This window comes from Streptomyces actinomycinicus (assembly GCF_016741775.1).
GTDB lineage: Bacteria > Actinomycetota > Actinomycetes > Streptomycetales > Streptomycetaceae > Streptomyces > Streptomyces actinomycinicus.
In genome coordinates this window covers 153675-169446 of sequence record NZ_JAERRK010000022.1, presented here as the reverse complement: position 1 = coordinate 169446, position 15772 = coordinate 153675, and the positions used below count along the sequence as shown (strand labels likewise).

The 15772-nt window shown below is 72.0% G+C and carries 13 protein-coding genes; 6 read left to right on the top strand and 7 right to left on the bottom strand.

What is annotated here, in order from left to right:
* Positions 1-157: 157 nt before the first annotated feature.
* The gene (locus JK359_RS31670; RefSeq protein ID WP_236678727.1) at positions 158-934 is read left to right on the top strand and encodes a DsbA family protein; all 777 of its coding nucleotides are present in this window, start codon (positions 158-160) and stop codon (positions 932-934) included.
* Positions 935-1027: 93 nt separating this feature from the next.
* On the opposite strand, the gene JK359_RS31665 is transcribed toward JK359_RS31670, so the two are convergent.
* The 3 genes from JK359_RS31665 to JK359_RS31655 all read right to left on the bottom strand — a co-directional run bounded on the left by JK359_RS31665 (position 1028) and on the right by JK359_RS31655 (position 4897).
* A complete protein-coding gene (locus tag JK359_RS31665) occupies positions 1028-3310 on the bottom strand; it encodes an ABC transporter permease (protein ID WP_201842918.1) in 2283 nt (760 codons plus the stop codon).
* A 322-nt stretch (positions 3311-3632) separates the two neighbouring features.
* On the bottom strand, positions 3633-4385 hold the full coding sequence (locus JK359_RS31660; RefSeq protein WP_201842916.1) for an ABC transporter ATP-binding protein: 753 nt from the start codon (positions 4383-4385) through the stop codon (positions 3633-3635).
* On the bottom strand, positions 4382-4897 hold the full coding sequence (locus JK359_RS31655) for a PadR family transcriptional regulator (protein WP_201842914.1): 516 nt from the start codon (positions 4895-4897) through the stop codon (positions 4382-4384). The genes JK359_RS31660 and JK359_RS31655 overlap by 4 nt, the downstream gene beginning before the upstream one ends.
* Positions 4898-5031: 134 nt before the next feature.
* Here JK359_RS31655 and JK359_RS31650 point away from each other — a divergent pair, with 134 nt between their 5' ends.
* The 5 genes from JK359_RS31650 to JK359_RS31630 all read left to right on the top strand — a co-directional run bounded on the left by JK359_RS31650 (position 5032) and on the right by JK359_RS31630 (position 11639).
* A complete protein-coding gene (locus tag JK359_RS31650) occupies positions 5032-6303 on the top strand; it encodes an ABC transporter substrate-binding protein (protein ID WP_201842912.1) in 1272 nt (423 codons plus the stop codon).
* A gap of 131 nt (positions 6304-6434) precedes the next feature.
* Positions 6435-8081, top strand: coding sequence for a glycoside hydrolase family 13 protein (locus JK359_RS31645; RefSeq protein WP_236678726.1), 1647 nt, complete (start codon positions 6435-6437; stop codon positions 8079-8081).
* Positions 8082-8122: 41 nt separating this feature from the next.
* On the top strand, positions 8123-9448 hold the full coding sequence (locus JK359_RS31640) for an ABC transporter substrate-binding protein (RefSeq protein WP_201842907.1): 1326 nt from the start codon (positions 8123-8125) through the stop codon (positions 9446-9448).
* An 11-nt stretch (positions 9449-9459) separates the two neighbouring features.
* A complete protein-coding gene (locus JK359_RS31635) occupies positions 9460-10803 on the top strand; it encodes an ABC transporter permease subunit (protein WP_201842905.1) in 1344 nt (447 codons plus the stop codon).
* Positions 10800-11639 (top strand): carbohydrate ABC transporter permease, encoded by an 840-nt coding sequence (locus JK359_RS31630; RefSeq protein WP_201842897.1) that lies wholly within the window; start codon positions 10800-10802, stop codon positions 11637-11639. Before JK359_RS31635 ends, JK359_RS31630 begins: the two co-directional genes overlap by 4 nt.
* A 52-nt stretch (positions 11640-11691) precedes the next feature.
* Here the strand turns inward: JK359_RS31630 and JK359_RS31625 are convergent, their stop codons facing one another.
* The 4 genes from JK359_RS31625 to zwf form a co-directional block, all read right to left on the bottom strand.
* On the bottom strand, positions 11692-12183 hold the full coding sequence (locus JK359_RS31625) for a lamin tail domain-containing protein (RefSeq protein WP_201842895.1): 492 nt from the start codon (positions 12181-12183) through the stop codon (positions 11692-11694).
* A gap of 183 nt (positions 12184-12366) precedes the next feature.
* The gene (pgl, locus tag JK359_RS31620; RefSeq protein WP_201842893.1) at positions 12367-13149 is read right to left on the bottom strand and encodes a 6-phosphogluconolactonase; all 783 of its coding nucleotides are present in this window, start codon (positions 13147-13149) and stop codon (positions 12367-12369) included.
* Positions 13146-14237, bottom strand: coding sequence for a glucose-6-phosphate dehydrogenase assembly protein OpcA (gene opcA, locus JK359_RS31615; RefSeq protein WP_201842884.1), 1092 nt, complete (start codon positions 14235-14237; stop codon positions 13146-13148). Before opcA ends, pgl begins: the two co-directional genes overlap by 4 nt.
* Positions 14234-15772: a glucose-6-phosphate dehydrogenase gene (gene zwf / locus JK359_RS31610; protein WP_201842882.1), complete on the bottom strand. Its 1539-nt coding sequence runs from the start codon at positions 15770-15772 to the stop codon at positions 14234-14236. Before zwf ends, opcA begins: the two co-directional genes overlap by 4 nt.

Genomic DNA, 15772 nt, shown 5'->3' with positions numbered 1-15772 from the left:
AGGTGCCCGGCCTGGACGCGTCGACGAAGGCGCTGGTCGCGAAGTACCGGGAGCTGCGCGGTCGTAGCTGAACCGTGCCGGGCCGCCGCGGCGGATCCCCTGTGCGATTTCCGTGCCGATCACCTAGGGTGCCCCCTGATCAGGGGAGGAAGCACGGATGATGCGCAGGGGGTTCGCCGCGGTCGTGGCGGTGGCCGTGGTGGGGATGCCGGCGGCGGGCTGCGGAGGCAGGGACCAGTCGCCGCACGAGGCGAAGGACGGCGGTCCGGCGGCGACGGCCAGGGCCGTGCGGGCTTACGCCGGACTGGCGGACGCGCCGGAGCGGCTGGGGAACGACGGCACGACCATCATGGTCGGGGACCCGGCCGCCCCGGTGACCGTGCATCTGTACGAGGATCCGCGGTGCCCGGTGTGCGAGGAGTTCGAGAGCACCGGGGGCGGCCCGGAGCTGCGCGCGGCGACGCTCCGGCGGGAGGCGAAGGCCCAGTACACCCTGGCCTCCTTCCTGGACGGCCGGCTCGGCGGCGCGGGGTCCGTGAAGGCGGTCAACGCCCTGCGGGCCGCGCTGGACGAGGGCAAGTTCGCCGAGTACCACGAGGTGCTCTACGCCAACCAGCCGGAGGAGAGCGTCGACGGGTTCACCGACGCGCGCCTGCTCGAGCTGGCGAAGCGGGTTCCCGGTCTGCGCGGACACGCTTTCGACTCGGCGGTGCGGACCATGAAGTACCGCTCGTTCGTCGCCTTGTCCGAGGAGGCGTACGAGGACGCGGGCGGGGCGCAGAACCCCAGAGGACCCGGCACCCCCACCGCAGAGATCAACGACGTCCGCATCCCGGCCCAGTACAACGGCGTGCTGTTCGACCGGAAGACTTTCGGTGGCCTGCTCACGGAGATCCGCAAGGACCCGGAGACCTGGCGGGCCATGTCCCCTTGAGCACGCCCCCCTGAACGCGTCCGCCGGGACTGCCCCGCACGTGTCTGCTGAGCCGGGCCGTGCAGATCGCCAGGGCCGGCCTGCCGCGCGGGTTCAGGCCACCGCGCTCAGCGTGTCCGCGAGGCGGCGGTGGGCGGCGCGGGCCGCGGGCAGTGCGGCCAGTGCCGCGGCACCCAGCACCGCGCCCGCGCCCAGCAGGAGCAGCAGCCAGGCGGAGGGGGACTGGGCGATCCCGGAGCCGATTCCGCTGGTGCTGCCCTGGGCGTCGATCAGCCGGCGGCCCAGCGGCAGGCCCAGCGCCGTGGCGGCGACGGCCGCCACCAGGGCCGTACAGCTCGTCGCCGTGACCGTGATCGCGGTGATCTGCCGGGGGGACATGCCGATCGCGCGCAGCGCCAGCACGTCCCGCTCGCCTTCCCGGACGCTGCCCCCTATCGCGGTGAGCAGCTCGACCAGCCCGATGAGGGCCAGCACGGCGATGAGCCCGGCGACCACCCCGCGCAGCGGCGAGAGCCCGTCGGCGGGGTTCGTCACGGGGTGCACGTCCAGGTGGCCACGGCCGGCCGCGGTGAGGGCGGCGCTCACCCGGTGCGGGTCGGCGCCGGGGCGCAGCCGCAGTTCGTGGAAGGCGGGGGACACGCCGGGATCGTTCTCGCGGAGGGTGTCCAGGGTGGTGGTCACGACCCGGCCGGCGTTGCGGGGTTCGATGCTGCGGCCCACGATGTGCAGGATCTGCGGACGGTCGCCGACCGTCATCCGCACCCAGTCGCCGACCCGCGCGTGCAGCAGGTCGAGCAGACCCTGGCCGGCCACCGCCTCGTCCGGGCCGCGTGCGGCGCGGCCCTCGGCGAGCGCGCAGGGATAGGGCTCGGCGCGGGTGCCGATGCCCCGCAGGGCGATCGTCCCGGTCTGGCCGGGGACCAGCGCGGCCACCTCGACGCCCGGGTAGGCGGCGCTCACCCGGGAGTCCCTGGTCAGCAGGGCCTGTACGGCGGACGCGTCGAGGGCACCGTCGGAGCGGACCGTGAGTGCCGTCGGCAGGCCCACCCGCTCGGGGCTGCTGTGGAAGCGGTCGATCGTGGTCCACGCGCTGAGCGCCACCACGATCAGCAGCAGCGGAAGCGTCAGCCGGGCCACGGTGGCCAGCGAGCGGCCGCGCCCCGTGAACGCCTTGTGGCAGCCGAGGACCAGCGCGGCCGGCAGGCGCAGACCGAGCGCCCGCCGGGCCGGCCCGGTCAGCCGGCCGCCCGCCGATGCGGCCGGGCGCGGCACCGGAACCGGTGGGACGCGCCCCGCCCGCCAGGCCGCGAGCCCGGTGGTCAGGCCGATGAGCAGCACCGCGCCGGCCGGCACCGCGGCAACCGCGAGGGTGTGCCCGGGCAGCCCCTGCCACACCCCCACGGCGTCCCCGAGCCGTCCCGGGACGCGGCTGCCCAGCGCTTCGGTGAGCGAAGCGGCGGCCACCGCGCCGAGCAGCGCGTACGCCAGATGCTGCAGCAGGAAGATCCGTACGACCTGGCCGGGCGTGAAGCCGATCGCCTTCAGCACCGACAGGTCCCGCAGGTGGCCGCGGATACGGGTGGCGATCGCGCCGTGCACCGCGAAGCCCGCGGCGATCAGCGAGCCCAGGCCGAACAGCCCGAGCACCTGACCGAGCAGCCGGTTGTCGCCCTGTGCCTCGGCGCGTGCCTGCTGCCAGGTGGAGACCTCGCCGACCGCGCCGGCGCCCAGCACGGTGACGGCGCGCTGCACCGCGTAGTCCGTGTCGGCCGGATCGCCGAGGCGCAGGCCGATGACCTGGCCGCCGGGCGCGCGCACCGCGGACGGCAGTGCCCACACCAGTCCCGGCTGCTCGCCGGGACGGTACGGGGGCTCGGCATTGTCCGCGATGCCCTCGACCGTCAGGGTGCGGGCGGTGCCGGGCAGTGTCAGGGTGTCGCCGGGCTCTGCCAGCAGGGCCCGGGCCAGGCTGCCCTCCAGCACCACACCGTCCGGGACGGCCGGGTCGAGCCAGCGCCCGGCGGTGAGCAGCGGCCGGCCGACGGAGGGCAGCCGCGTGGTGCCGCGCAGCTCGACGGAGGCGCGGGTGCCGCGGGCGGCGAGGGTGGCGGACTCGGTGCGGTAGGGGCCGGCGACGGAGGTGACGCCGTCCAGCCGGGCCAGGGAGCGGGCGTCGGCGGACGGGGTGGTGTGCAGCCACACATGGGCCCCGCGGGCCTCGGCGAAGGTCCGCTGCCAGGGGTTCGTGGCGTAGCCGAACAAGGCGGTGGCGAGCAGCAGCGAGGCGACGACACCGGCGGTCGCGAGCACCAGGAACAGTGCCTCGCCACGGTGCGTGCGCAGATCGGAGTGCGCCCAGCGCAGGGCAGCCCGCACCCGCCTCAGCCCCTCGACCCGTACGCCGCGGATTCACGGGCCCCGTGCACCAGGGCCGAACGGGCCCCGCACGCCACGGACGCGTGTGCCGGGCGCGTCCCGGAGGCATCCACCCGGCACGCCACCGACCCCCGCACTGCGCAGGTCATCGGAGTCCGCGCCGACCCCCGTACTGCGCATGCCATCGGAGTCCGCACCGGCCCCCGTACTGCGCATGCCATCGGCGTCCGCACCGACCCCCGCACCTCGCATGCCACGGACGCCCGCGTCGGCGGTGGTGTCGCGGGCCGGGGGCCGTGCACCCTCTCGGCGGGCCGTTCCATCAGTCCCTCAGCTCCAGGACCCCGGAGATGCCGGCGCGCCTGGACGGCACCGTGCCGTCCAGGGGTGCGTCGTCGGCTATGCGGCCGTCGAAGAAGCTGATCACCCGGTCGGCGGCGCTCGCCAGCCGGGCGTCATGGGTGACGAGGACGATGCTCTGGCCGCGCCCGTGGAAGCGGGACAGCAGCCGCATCACCTCGCGGGTGCCCTTGCTGTCCAGGCTGCCGGCCGGCTCGTCCGCGAGCAGCAGCGGCGGATGGTTGACCAGCGCCCGGGCCAGCGCGACCCGCTGCTGTTCGCCGCCGGACAGCTCGCCCGGCATGCTGCGCTCCTTGCCCTCCAGGCCCAGCTCGGCGAGGAGGGCCTCCCGCTCGGCGCGGGCCTGCTTCGGCGGGACGCCGGCCAGCAGTGCGGGCAGCTCGACGTTGTCCGCGACGGACAGGTTCGAGACCAGGTTGAAGAACTGGAAGACGATTCCGATGGACTTGCGGCGCTCCACGGCCCAGCGGGCCTCGCCGAAGGCGTCCGTGCACCGGCCGTCGAGCCAGATGCTGCCCTCGTCCGGCCGCTGGAGCCCGCCCAGCAGATGCAGCAGAGTCGACTTGCCGGCGCCGGACGGTCCGGTGATCGCCACGAACTCGCCGGGCGCCACACTGAGGTCGACCCCGCGGACGGCACGGGCGGGCGCGCCCTCGCCGTGGTGGGTCTTCACCAGGCCCTCGGCCCGCAGCACAGGAGGACGGCCTTCGGTCACTCCAGCTCCTCCAGTTCCTCCTGGCACCGCTCCAGCCAGTCGAGGTCGGCCTGCAGATGCAGCATCGCGCCCTCGATCAGCAGTTGGGCGATTCGGTTGTCCCGGCTCTCGGCCGCGGCCAGCTTCGACAGATTGCGCATGGTGTTGAGGTACTGGCGCCGCTGCCGGTTGATGAGGGCGATCTGGTCGGCGAGACCGGTCTGCGGGGCGACGGCGAGCTTCATGAAGAAGTCGTCCCGCACCCGCGGCTCGTCCTCGGTCTCCTCGAACCAGACGCGCAGCGCCTCACGTCCGGCCTCGGTGAGGTGGTAGACCTTCTTGTTGGGCCGGCTGGACTGTTCGACGTCCTCGCCCTCGATCAGCCCGGACTTCTCCAGACGGCCGAGGGTGACGTAGATCTGGCCGACGTTCGGCTGAGGGTACGCGGCACCCAGCAGTAGCTCAAGGTCTTGCTTCAGCTCGTAGCCGTGGGCCGGGCCGCGGGCGAGGAGTGCCAGGAGGGGCAGGCGCACTCGTGCTGTCCTCCTGTCTGCCGCATGTGCTCCAGGCCCTAGTATCGCGCATACCTAACGGGTATACATGGCCTCTGTCCTCGGACGAGGGCTGGGCGAGGGCGCCCGTGGTGCCGGTGTACAGGGAGGAACCTATGCGGTGGATACGCACCGCCGGTAGGGGCCTCCTCGTTCTCGCCGTGGTCATGAGCGGATACGTCGCCTCCGGCGCCCGCGCCGACGAGACCGCCCGGGGCGGCCGTGGTCCGCTCACCCTGGCCACCGCCGGCGATCTGACCGGTTACCTCGGCCCGCTGCTGCGGGGCTGGAACCGCAGCCACCCCGGTGAGAAGGTCACCCTGGTCGAACTGCCGGACTCCGCCGACGAGACCCATGCGCAGATGACGACCGACCTGCGCGGCGGTGACCGGGGCCGGTTCGACGTCCTGAACATCGACGTGGACTGGACCTCCGAGTTCGCGGCGGCCGGCTGGATCCGCCCGCTGCCCCGGGACCGCTTCCCGCTGGACGCCTTCCTGCATCCGGTCGTGGACACGGCGACGTACGACGGACGGCTGTACGCGGTCCCGTATGTCACGAATGCCGGACTTCTCCTGTACCGCAAGGACATCCTCGACAAGGAGGGCGTGCCCCCGCCGCACACCTGGGCGGAGCTGGAGCGCGACGCGAGGACCATCGCGCCGAAGTACGGGCTCGGCGGCTATGCGGGTCAGTTCCTGCCCTACGAGGGGCTCACGGTGAACGCGGCCGAGGCGGTGTACTCGGCCGGCGGCACCATCCTCGGCGGCGAGGGCACCCGCGTCACCGTCGACTCGGCCGCCGCCCGCGAGGGCATCGGCTTCCTCGCCCGCGGCATCCGCGAGGGCTGGATACCGCGGCAGGCGCTGACGTACAAGGAGGAGGAGTCCAAGCAGGCCTTCCAGGACGGCGGACTGCTCTTCCTGCGTAACTGGCCCTATGCCTACGCGGTCGCCGCGGAGAAGGGCTCCAAGGTCGCCGGCCGGATCGGCGCCGTGCCGCTGCCCGGACCCGGCGGGCCGGGTACGAGTGTGCTCGGCGGCTCCAATCTCGCGATCAATGCCCACGCCCGGCACCCCGACTCCGCCGCGCGTCTGATCGCCTACCTCACCAGCGGGCCCGTCCAGCGCCAGGTGCTCACCCGGGGCGCGCTGCCGCCCGTGCGCGCCGCGTTGTACGAAGATCCGGCGCTGGTGCGGCGGTTCCCCTATCTGCCGACGCTGCGCACCGCCGTCCTGACCGCGCGCCCGCGTCCCAAGAGCCCGCACTACGACCAGGTGAGCCTGGCCGTGCAGGCGGTCGTGCAGGACGCGCTCACCGGGCGGCAGACGCCCGGCCAGGCCGTGCGCCGGCTGGCGCGCGAGCTCGACGCCATCGCGCGCGGCTAGTTACATGTTAGGTAACGCCCCCATCACGACTGCGTTCACGTTGCGGCGATTTGCCCAAGTTTGTAACGCCAACTGACCAGTATCTTTCGTTCACTTCGTTGACACCTTCGCGCGCTGCCTACCTAACATGCATGCATAACAGCCCCCCTTCAGAGACAGGTTCCACAGGGTTGAACAGGCATCATTGGTGGCGCGACGCGGTGATCTACCAGGTCTACGTGCGCAGCTTCCTCGACAGCACCGGTGACGGCATCGGCGATCTGGCCGGTGTCCGGGCCGGGCTGCCGTACCTCAAGAAGCTCGGCGTCGACGGGATCTGGCTGAGCCCGTTCTACCCCTCGCCGCAGCACGACCACGGCTACGACGTGGCCGACTACTGCGGCGTCGACCCGCTCTTCGGTGACCTCGCCGAGTTCGACCAGCTGATGGCCGCCGCCCGGCGGCTCGGCATCAAGGTGCTCCTCGACATCGTCCCGAACCACTGCTCCAGCGAGCACCCCTGGTTCCGCGAAGCCCTGGCCGGCGCACCCGGCAGCCCGGCCCGCGAGCGCTTCCACTTCGCCGACGGGCGCGGCCCCGACGGCAGCGAGCCGCCCAACAACTGGCACGCCATGTTCGGCGGCCCGGCCTGGACCAGGGCCGCCGACGGCCAGTGGTACCTGCACATGTTCACGCCCGAGCAGCCCGACTGGAACTGGCGCAACCCGGAGGTCCCCGCCGAGTTCGACCGGGTCCTGCGCTTCTGGCTGGACCGGGGCGTCGACGGCTTCCGCATCGACGTCGCCGCCGGCCTCTACAAGCACCCCGAGCTGCCCGACTCCGACGACCCGGAGGCGGACGCCCGCACCCGCGACTCGGTCAACCCGCTCGCCTGGAACCAGCCCGAGGTGCACGAGGTGTGGCGCCGCTGGCGCTCCCTGTGCGAGGAGTACGCCGACCGCGACGGCCGCGAACGCCTCCTGGTCGGCGAGGTCTCCGTCCCCACCGCCCGTGAACACGCCCGCTACGTCCGCCCGGACGAACTCCACCAGGCGTTCTTCTTCGACCTGCTCGGCGCCCCCTGGGCGGCCGACTCCTTCCGCAAGGTCATCTCCGAGGCGATGCAGGACATCGCGGGCACCGGCTCGACGGTCACCTGGGTCCTCAACAACCACGACCAGGTCCGCACCGTCACCCGCTACGGCGAACCCGCCCCGGGAGGCAGCGGCCTCGGTACCGCCCGCGCCCGCGCCGCCGCCCTGCTGATGCTGGCCCTGCCCGGAGCGGCGTACATCTACCAGGGCGAGGAACTGGGCCTGCCCGAGGTCGTCGACCTGCCCGACGACGTGCTCACCGACCCGATCTTCCGGCGCACCGGCAGCCGGGCCCGGATACGCGACGGCTGCCGGGTGCCGCTGCCCTGGTCCGGACAGGCCTCCCCGTTCGGCTTCACCTCCGGCGCGGAGGGCGCCAAGCCCTGGCTGCCGCAGCCGGAGTACTTCGCCGAGTACGCCACCGACCGCGCACTCGCCGACACCCGATCGTTCTGGCACCTGTACCGGGACGGACTCCAGCTGCGGCACTCCCTGCCCCAGCTGGGCGAGGGCACGCTGCGCTGGCTGGACACCCCGCCGGACGTCCTGGCCTTCGCCCGCGGCGACGGCCTGGTCTGTGCCGTCAACTTCGGTACGGCCCCCACGCCCGCGCCGGTCTCCGGCACCCCCCTGCTCTCCAGCGGCCCCTGCCCGCCCGGCGTCCTGCCCGGCTCCACGGCCGCCTGGTGGCTGAACGACCTCTGAACCGACCCGTCAACGCCCATTCCCCCGAAGGGACATCAACGATGATGCGACGTCGTACGACCCTGCTCACCGGCTGCACCGCCCTCGTCCTCGCCCTCGGCGCCACCGCCTGCGGCGGCGGCCCGGTCTCCGCGGGCGGCGGTGACAAGGCGCTCAGCGGCCAGACCGTCACCGTGGCCGGCGTCTGGTCCGGCAGCGAGCAGAAGAACTTCCAGAAGGTGCTGGACGCGTTCGCCGAGAAGACGGGAGCCAAGACCCAGTTCGTGTCGACCGGCGACAACGTCTCCACGGTCGTCGGCAGCAAGATCGAGGGCGGCAACGCGCCCGACGTCGTGATGGTGCCGCAGGTGGGCGTGCTCCAGCAGTTCGCGCAGAAGGGCTGGCTCAAGCCACTGTCGCCGGCCGCACAGAAGACGATCACCGCCGACTACGCACCGGTGTGGAAGAAGTACGGCAGCGTCGACGGCACCCTCTACGGCCTCTACTTCAAGGCCGCCCACAAGTCGACGGTCTGGTACAGCCCCGACGCCCTCGCCCAGGCCGGCGTCAAGCCGCCGAAGAGCTACGACGACATGCTCAAGGCGGGGCACACCGTCTCCGACTCCGGCCTCGCCGCCTTCGCCGTCGCCGGACAGGACGGCTGGACCCTCACCGACTGGTTCGAGAACGTCTACCTCTCCCAGGCAGGCCCCGAGAAGTACGACGCCCTCGCCGCCCACAAGCTCAAGTGGACCGACCCCACCGTGGTGAAGGCGCTCACCACCCTCGGCAAGCTGTTCAAGGACAAGCAGCTCGTCGCGGGCGGTCAGAAGGAGGCCCTGAACACCGACTTCCCGGGCTCGGTGGAGAAGGTGTTCGGACCCGAGCCCGAGGCCGGCCTGGTCTACGAGGGCGACTTCGTCGCGGGCGTCGCCCACGACCAGTTCGGCAAGTCCATCGGCAAGGACGCGGACTTCTTCCCCTTCCCTGCGGTCGACGGCGGCACCGCACCCGTCGTCAGCGGCGGTGACGCGGCGGTCGTCCTCAAGGACGCCAAGAACGCCAAGGCCGGCATGAAGCTCCTGGAGTACCTGGCCACCCCGGAGGCCGCGGCCGTGTGGGCGAAGGCGGGCGGCTTCCTGTCCCCGAACAAGAAGCTGAACCTGTCCGCGTACGGCGACGACGTCACCCGCGCCACCGCCAAGTCCCTGGTCGGCGCCGGGGACTCGGTCCGCTTCGACATGTCCGACCAGGCCCCGGCGGCCTTCGGCGGCACCAAGGGCACCGGCGAGTGGAAGCTGCTGCAGGACTTCCTGCGCGACCCGTCCGACCCGAAGGGGACCGCGGCGAAGCTCGAAGCCGCGGCGGCCAAGGCCTACCAGGGCTGAGCGGCAGCACCATGACCGCCACCCTCGTGAAGGAACAGGCGGGCCCGCGGGCCGCCGGCGCGGCGCCCGTGCGCCGCCGTCGGCGGCGCGCCCGGCTGGCCGCCCTGCTCTTCGTCTTCCCCGCGCTGCTCCTGCTCGGCGCGCTCGTCGTCTACCCGGTGCTGTTCTCCGTCGGCCGCAGCTTCTTCGACGCGTCCGGCACCCGGTTCGTCGGCGGCGACAACTACACCGAGATGTTCCGCGACCCGGCCACCCTGAAGGCCATCCGCAACACCACCGTCTGGGTCGTCGTCGCCCCCGCCCTGCTGACCGGTCTCGGCCTGATCCTGGCCGTCCTGGTGGAGAAGGTCCGCTGGGCGACGGCGTTCAAGCTGCTGCTCTTCATGCCGATGGCCGTGTCCTTCCTCGCCGCCGGCATCATCTTCCGGCTCGCCTACGACGAGGACCCGGACAAGGGCGTGCTGAACGCGGCCGTCGTCTCCGTCCACGACGCCTTCAAGGGCACGTCCACCTACCCGACCGCCCGCGGCCGCACCGGGCTGCTCACCCAGGAACGCGACGGCTCGTACCGCACGACGGCCGCCGCGGGCGGGACGGTGACGCTGCCGATGGTCGGCGTCCTGCCGGGCGACCTGCCGCGCGGTGCCGCGCCCGCGGCGGCCGGGACCAAGGCGGCCCCCGGCGAACTGCGCGGAGTCGTCTACCTGGACTTCACCCCCGGCGGTGGAGGCAAGCAGGGCGAGGTCGACCCCGAGGAGAGCGGCCTGCCCGGCATGCGGGTCCAGGCGCAGCACGACGGGAAGACGGTCGCGAGCACGACGACCGCGGCCGACGGCTCCTTCCGCTTCTCCGGACTCGGTACGGGCTCGTACACGGTGAGGCTGCCCGCGTCCAACTTCGCGCCGCCCTACCAGGGCGTCTCCTGGCTCGGCCCGGCGCTCGTCACCCCGGCGATCATCGGCGCGTACCTGTGGATCTGGACGGGATTCGCGATGGTGCTGATCGGCGCGGGTCTGGCGACCCTGCCCCGGGAGACGCTGGAGGCGGCCCGGATGGACGGCGCGAACGAGTGGCAGATCTTCCGCCGCATCACGGTGCCGCTGCTCGCACCCGTCCTCACCGTCGTCTTCGTGACCCTCGTGATCAACGTGATGAAGGTCTTCGACCTCGTCTACATCATCGCGCCCGGACCCGTGCAGGAGGACGCCACCGTCCTCGCCACCCAGATGTGGCTGGTGTCCTTCGGCGGCGGCAACAACCAGGGACTCGGCAGCGCCCTCGGCGTGCTCCTGCTGCTCCTGGTGGTCCCCGCCATGGTGTTCAACGTCCGGCGTTTCAGAAGGAGTCAGCGATGAACGCGATCCGGCGCGGCCTCGGCAACGGCCTGGTGCAGGCCTTCCTCGTGGTGATCGGCCTCGTCTGGCTGACCCCGCTCGCGGGCCTGTTCCTCTCCTCCCTGCGCTCCGCCCAGGACTCGGCGAAGGGCGGCTGGTGGACGGCGCTGGCCGGCCCGGGCCAGCTGTCCTTCGACAACTACTCGGCGCTGCTGAAGAACGCCGGCATGACCCAGGCCTTCTGGAACACGGTCCTGATCTCGGTGCCGGCCACCACGCTCGTCGTCGTCATCGCGGCCCTCGCCGGATACGCCTTCGCCTGGCTGGACTTCCCGCTGCGGGAGCCGCTCTTCCTCCTGGTCGTGGCCCTGCTGGTGGTGCCGGTCCAGATCGGCCTGCTGCCGGTGGCCAAACTCTTCGGGCAGCTGGGCCTGTTCGGCACGATCCCGGGCGTGGTCCTCTTCCACGTGGCCTACGGCCTGCCCTTCGCCGTCTTCCTGCTGCGCAACTACTTCGCGGAGATACCGAAGGAGATGCTGGAGGCGGCACGGATGGACGGCGGCAGCGAGTGGCGCATCTTCACCCGGCTGGTCCTGCCCGTCGGCCGCCCGGCGATCGCCTCGCTCGCCATCTTCCAGTTCCTGTGGGTCTGGAACGACATGCTGGTCGCCCTGCTCTTCGCCGACAGCTCGTCCCAGCCCCTGACCGTGCAGCTCCAGTCCCAGATCCGCCAGTTCGGCAGCAACATCGACGTCCTGGCACCCGGCGCGTTCCTGTCCCTGATCGTGCCGGTGGCGGTGTTCTTCGCCTTCCAGCGGCACTTCGTGCAGGGGGTGATGGCGGGCTCGGTCAAGTGACCGAGCCCGCCGGGCCCGGACGTGACGTCCGGGCGCCGGCGGCGGGGCCGGATCAGCCGTGGAAGGTGATGTAGCCGTTGCCGTCGCGGTCGTTCTTCGACTTGCTGTAGGCGTGGGTGTCCGCGTGGGCGCCGGACGGCTTGTACAGGTAGACGGTGTCCTTGTCGTTGTTCCAGATGAAGTTGCAGTTCTGGCGGTAGACGACGTTCTTCGCGTCCGAGTCGGTGCCGTGGCCGCCGCGCAGCTTCACGTAGTCACCGGGCTCGAGGTAGTGGTTCGAGCGGAAGGTGAACGTGTTGCCGGTGGCGTCCTCGACGACGTACCCCTTGAGGTTCACCTTCGCGGTGCGCGAGTAGTTCTTGATCGTCAGGTACTCGCTCTTGCTGTTGCCCGTACGGCAGTTGTTCGAGTCCCGCCCCGGTGCGTCGTACTGGACGCCCGCGATTTTCAGGGCGGAGGAGTACTCGGCGGCCTGGGCCGGAGCGGCGGCGACGGCGAGCGTCCCGGCGGCGGCGGTCGCGGCCAGCGCGAAGCGTATACGCATGAGGTCCCCCCTCAGTGGTGCGATCAGTGCGCCCAGAGCTTACACAAAAGTTGAGTGTTGTATGAATGTTTCGTGGAAGTCGTGGAGGACTTGCTGAGGGGGAGTCAGCATCAGCACATACGACGAGGGCGGCAGGGAGTTCCCTGCCGCCCTCGTTCCTCAGCGGTTCAGCGGTTCAGCGGTTCACGCCGAAGCCGGCGGATACAGCGACCGCGGCAACTGCGAAGCCGCGGCGGCGTCCAGCAGCCACAGCGTGCGCGAACGGCCGTACGCCCCCGCTGCCGGCGCCTGGATCTCGCCCGCGCCCGACAGGGCGATGGCCGCGGCCTCCGCCTTGTCCTCGCCGGCCGCCAGGAGCCACACCTCGCGCGCCGCGCGGATCGCCGGAAGCGTCAGGGAGATCCGGGTCGGCGGGGGCTTGGGCGCGCCGTGCACCCCGACCACCGTGCGCTCGGTCTCCCGCACGGCCGGCAGCTCCGGGAAGAGCGAGGCCACGTGGGTGTCCGGGCCGACGCCCAGCATCAGGACGTCGAAGGTGGGCACCGAACCGTGGTTCTCCGGTCCGGCTGCCTTCGCCAGTTCCGCCGCGTACGCCTCCGCCGCGGCCTCGACGTCCTTGCCGTACGGGCCGTCGGAGGCGGGCATGGCGTGCACGCGCTCCGGGTCCAGCGGCACCGAGTCCAGCAGGGCCGCACGGGCCTGCGTGACATTGCGCTCGGGGTCGCCCTCGGGCAGGTAGCGCTCGTCGCCCCACCACAGCTCCAGGCGCGTCCAGTCGACGGCGTCCCGGGCCGGCGCCGCCGCCAGCGCGGCCAGCAGCCCGTTGCCGTTGCGGCCGCCCGTGAGGACCACGGACGCGGTGCCCCGGGAGGCCTGCGCGTCCACGATCTTCGTGATCAGACGGGCCGCGGCGGCCTGCGCCATCAGCTCCTTGTCACGGTGGACGACCAGCTGCGGAGTGCTCACTTCGCCGCCGCCTTCCTCGCCGGTGCCTTCTTCGCGGTCTTGGCGGCCGCCTTCTTCGCGGGCGCCTTGACGGCCTCCTCGACCGGCTCCGGCTCGGCGACCGGCTCGTGGGCGACGGGCTCGTGGGCGACGGGCTCGCCGGCCGCCGGCTGCTGCTCCGGAACCGTGTCCAGCCGCTCCACGCCGTAGCGCAGCGCCGACGCGTAGGTGTCGTCCGGGTCCAGCCGGCGCAGCTCCTCCGCGATCAGCTCGGCGGTGTCCCGCCGCTTCAGCGCCACCGCGCGGGCCGGCTGGCCCTCGATGGACAGCGTGGCCAGCGAGCCGTCGGCCCGGTCCAGCACGATCGGGCCCTCACTGGTGGCCATGCGGACCGCCGTCAGACCGGGCCCCGGCGACAGGGACCGCTTCACCGTCACGTCCAGCCGGTCCGCCAGCCACATCGCCAGCAGCTCGCAGCTCGGGTTGAACTCCTCACCCTCCACCTCGACACCCGTGACCTCACAGGTGACCTGGTCCAGGGCCGCCGCCAGCATCGAGCGCCACGGCGTGATCCGGGTCCAGGACAGGTCGGTGTCGCCGGGCGTGTAGGCCTCGGCGCGGGCCGACAGCTCCCGCACCGGCTGCTCGGCCGCGTAGGTGTCGGTGACCCGGCGCTGGGCGAGCGCGCCCAGCGGGTCCTTCGCCGGGTCCACCGGGGCGTTCACCGGCCACCACACGACCACCGGGGCGTCCGGCAGCAGCAGCGGCAGGACCACCGAGTCGGCGTGGTCGGCGACCTCGCCGTACAGCCGCAGCACGACCGTCTCGCCGGTGCCCGCGTCCGCGCCCACCCGGACCTCGGCGTCGAGACGCGAGGTCGTGCGGTCGCGGGCGTTGCGGGAGACCCGCTTGATGACCACCAGCGTGCGCGAGGGGTGCTCGCGCGACGCGTCGTTGGCCGCCTTCAGGGAGTCGTAGGCGTTCTCCTCGTCGGTCACGATGACGAGGGTCAGGACCATGCCCACAGCGGGTGTGCCGATGGCGCGGCGGCCCCGGACGAGCGCCTTGTTGATCTCTCCGGCGGTGGTGCCGGTCAGGTCTATCTTCATGGGCGGCGCCAGCTCCGTCCGTCTCGTGCGAGCATCTCGTCCGCCTCGGCGGGGCCCCAGGTGCCCGACTGGTACTGCGCCGGCTTGCCGTGCTTGTCCCAGTACGTCTCGATCGGGTCGAGGATCTTCCAGGACAGTTCGACCTCCTCCGTGCGCGGGAAGAGGTTGGCGTCGCCGAGCAGCACGTCCAGGATCAGGCGCTCGTACGCCTCCGGGCTGGACTCCGTGAACGACTCGCCGTAGGCGAAGTCCATGGAGACGTCCCGGATCTCCATCGAGGTGCCCGGCACCTTGGAGCCGAAGCGGACCGTGATGCCCTCGTCCGGCTGGACCCGGATGACGATCGCGTTCTGGCCCAGCTCCTCCGTCGCCGTGTGGTCGAAGGGGGAGTGCGGGGCCCGCTGGAAGACGACCGCGATCTCCGTGACCCGGCGGCCGAGGCGCTTGCCGGTGCGCAGGTAGAAGGGGACGCCCGCCCAGCGGCGGTTGTCGACCTCCAGCTTGATCGCGGCGTAGGTGTCGGTCTTCGACTTCGGGTCGATGCCCTCCTCTTCGAGGTAGCCGATGACCTTCTGACCGCCCTGCCAGCCCGCCGCGTACTGACCGCGCACGGTGCTGCGGCCCAGGTCCCTGGGCAGCCGTACCGCGCCGAGCACCTTCTCCTTCTCGGCGGCCAGCGCGTCCGCGCCGAAGGAGGCGGGCTCCTCCATGGCGGTCAGGGCCATCAGCTGGAGCAGGTGGTTCTGGATGACGTCCCGGGCGGCGCCGATGCCGTCGTAGTAGCCGGCCCGGCCGCCGATGCCGATGTCCTCGGCCATGGTGATCTGCACGTGGTCCACGAAGGACCGGTTCCAGATCGGCTCGAACATCGTGTTGGCGAAGCGCAGCGCCAGGATGTTCTGGACGGTCTCCTTGCCGAGGTAGTGGTCGATCCGGAACACCTGGTCCGGCTCGAACACCTCGTGCACGACCTTGTTCAGCTCCTCGGCCGACTCCAGGTCGTGGCCGAACGGCTTCTCGATGACCGCGCGCCGCCAGGAACCGCCCGTCTGGTCGGCCAGTCCGTGCTTCTTCAGCTGCTGGATGACCACCGGGAAGGAGCGCGGCGGCACCGACAGGTAGAAGGCGAAGTTGCCGCCCGTGCCCTGTGCCTTGTCCAGCTCCTCGATGGTGGCGCGCAGCCGCTCGAAGGCATCGTCGTCGTCGAAGGTGCCCTGCACGAAGCGCATCCCCTGGATGAGCTGCTGCCAGACCTCCTCACGGAACGGCGTGCGGGAGTGTTCCTTCACCGCGTCGTGCACGACCTCGGCGAAGTCCTCGTGCTCCCAGTCACGGCGGGCGAAGCCCACCAGGGAGAAGCCCGGCGGCAGCAGACCCCGGTTGGCGAGGTCGTACACCGCGGGCATCAGCTTCTTGCGCGACAGGTCGCCCGTGACGCCGAAGATGACCAGGCCCGACGGCCCCGCGATACGCGGGAGCCGTCGGTCGGCCGGGTCACGAAGCGGGTTCGCTCCGGAACCGGAAACGGGTGACAA

Coding starts and splice junctions, on each gene's coding strand:
- JK359_RS31670 (WP_236678727.1), top strand. CDS start 158: ATGATGCGCAGGGGGTTCGCCGCGGTCGTGGCGGTGGCCGTGGTGGGG.
- JK359_RS31650 (WP_201842912.1), top strand. CDS start 5,032: ATGCGGTGGATACGCACCGCCGGTAGGGGCCTCCTCGTTCTCGCCGTG.
- JK359_RS31645 (WP_236678726.1), top strand. CDS start 6,435: ATGCATAACAGCCCCCCTTCAGAGACAGGTTCCACAGGGTTGAACAGG.
- JK359_RS31640 (WP_201842907.1), top strand. CDS start 8,123: ATGATGCGACGTCGTACGACCCTGCTCACCGGCTGCACCGCCCTCGTC.
- JK359_RS31635 (WP_201842905.1), top strand. CDS start 9,460: ATGACCGCCACCCTCGTGAAGGAACAGGCGGGCCCGCGGGCCGCCGGC.
- JK359_RS31630 (WP_201842897.1), top strand. CDS start 10,800: ATGAACGCGATCCGGCGCGGCCTCGGCAACGGCCTGGTGCAGGCCTTC.
- JK359_RS31625 (WP_201842895.1), bottom strand. CDS start 12,183: ATGCGTATACGCTTCGCGCTGGCCGCGACCGCCGCCGCCGGGACGCTC.
- opcA (WP_201842884.1), bottom strand. CDS start 14,237: ATGAAGATAGACCTGACCGGCACCACCGCCGGAGAGATCAACAAGGCG.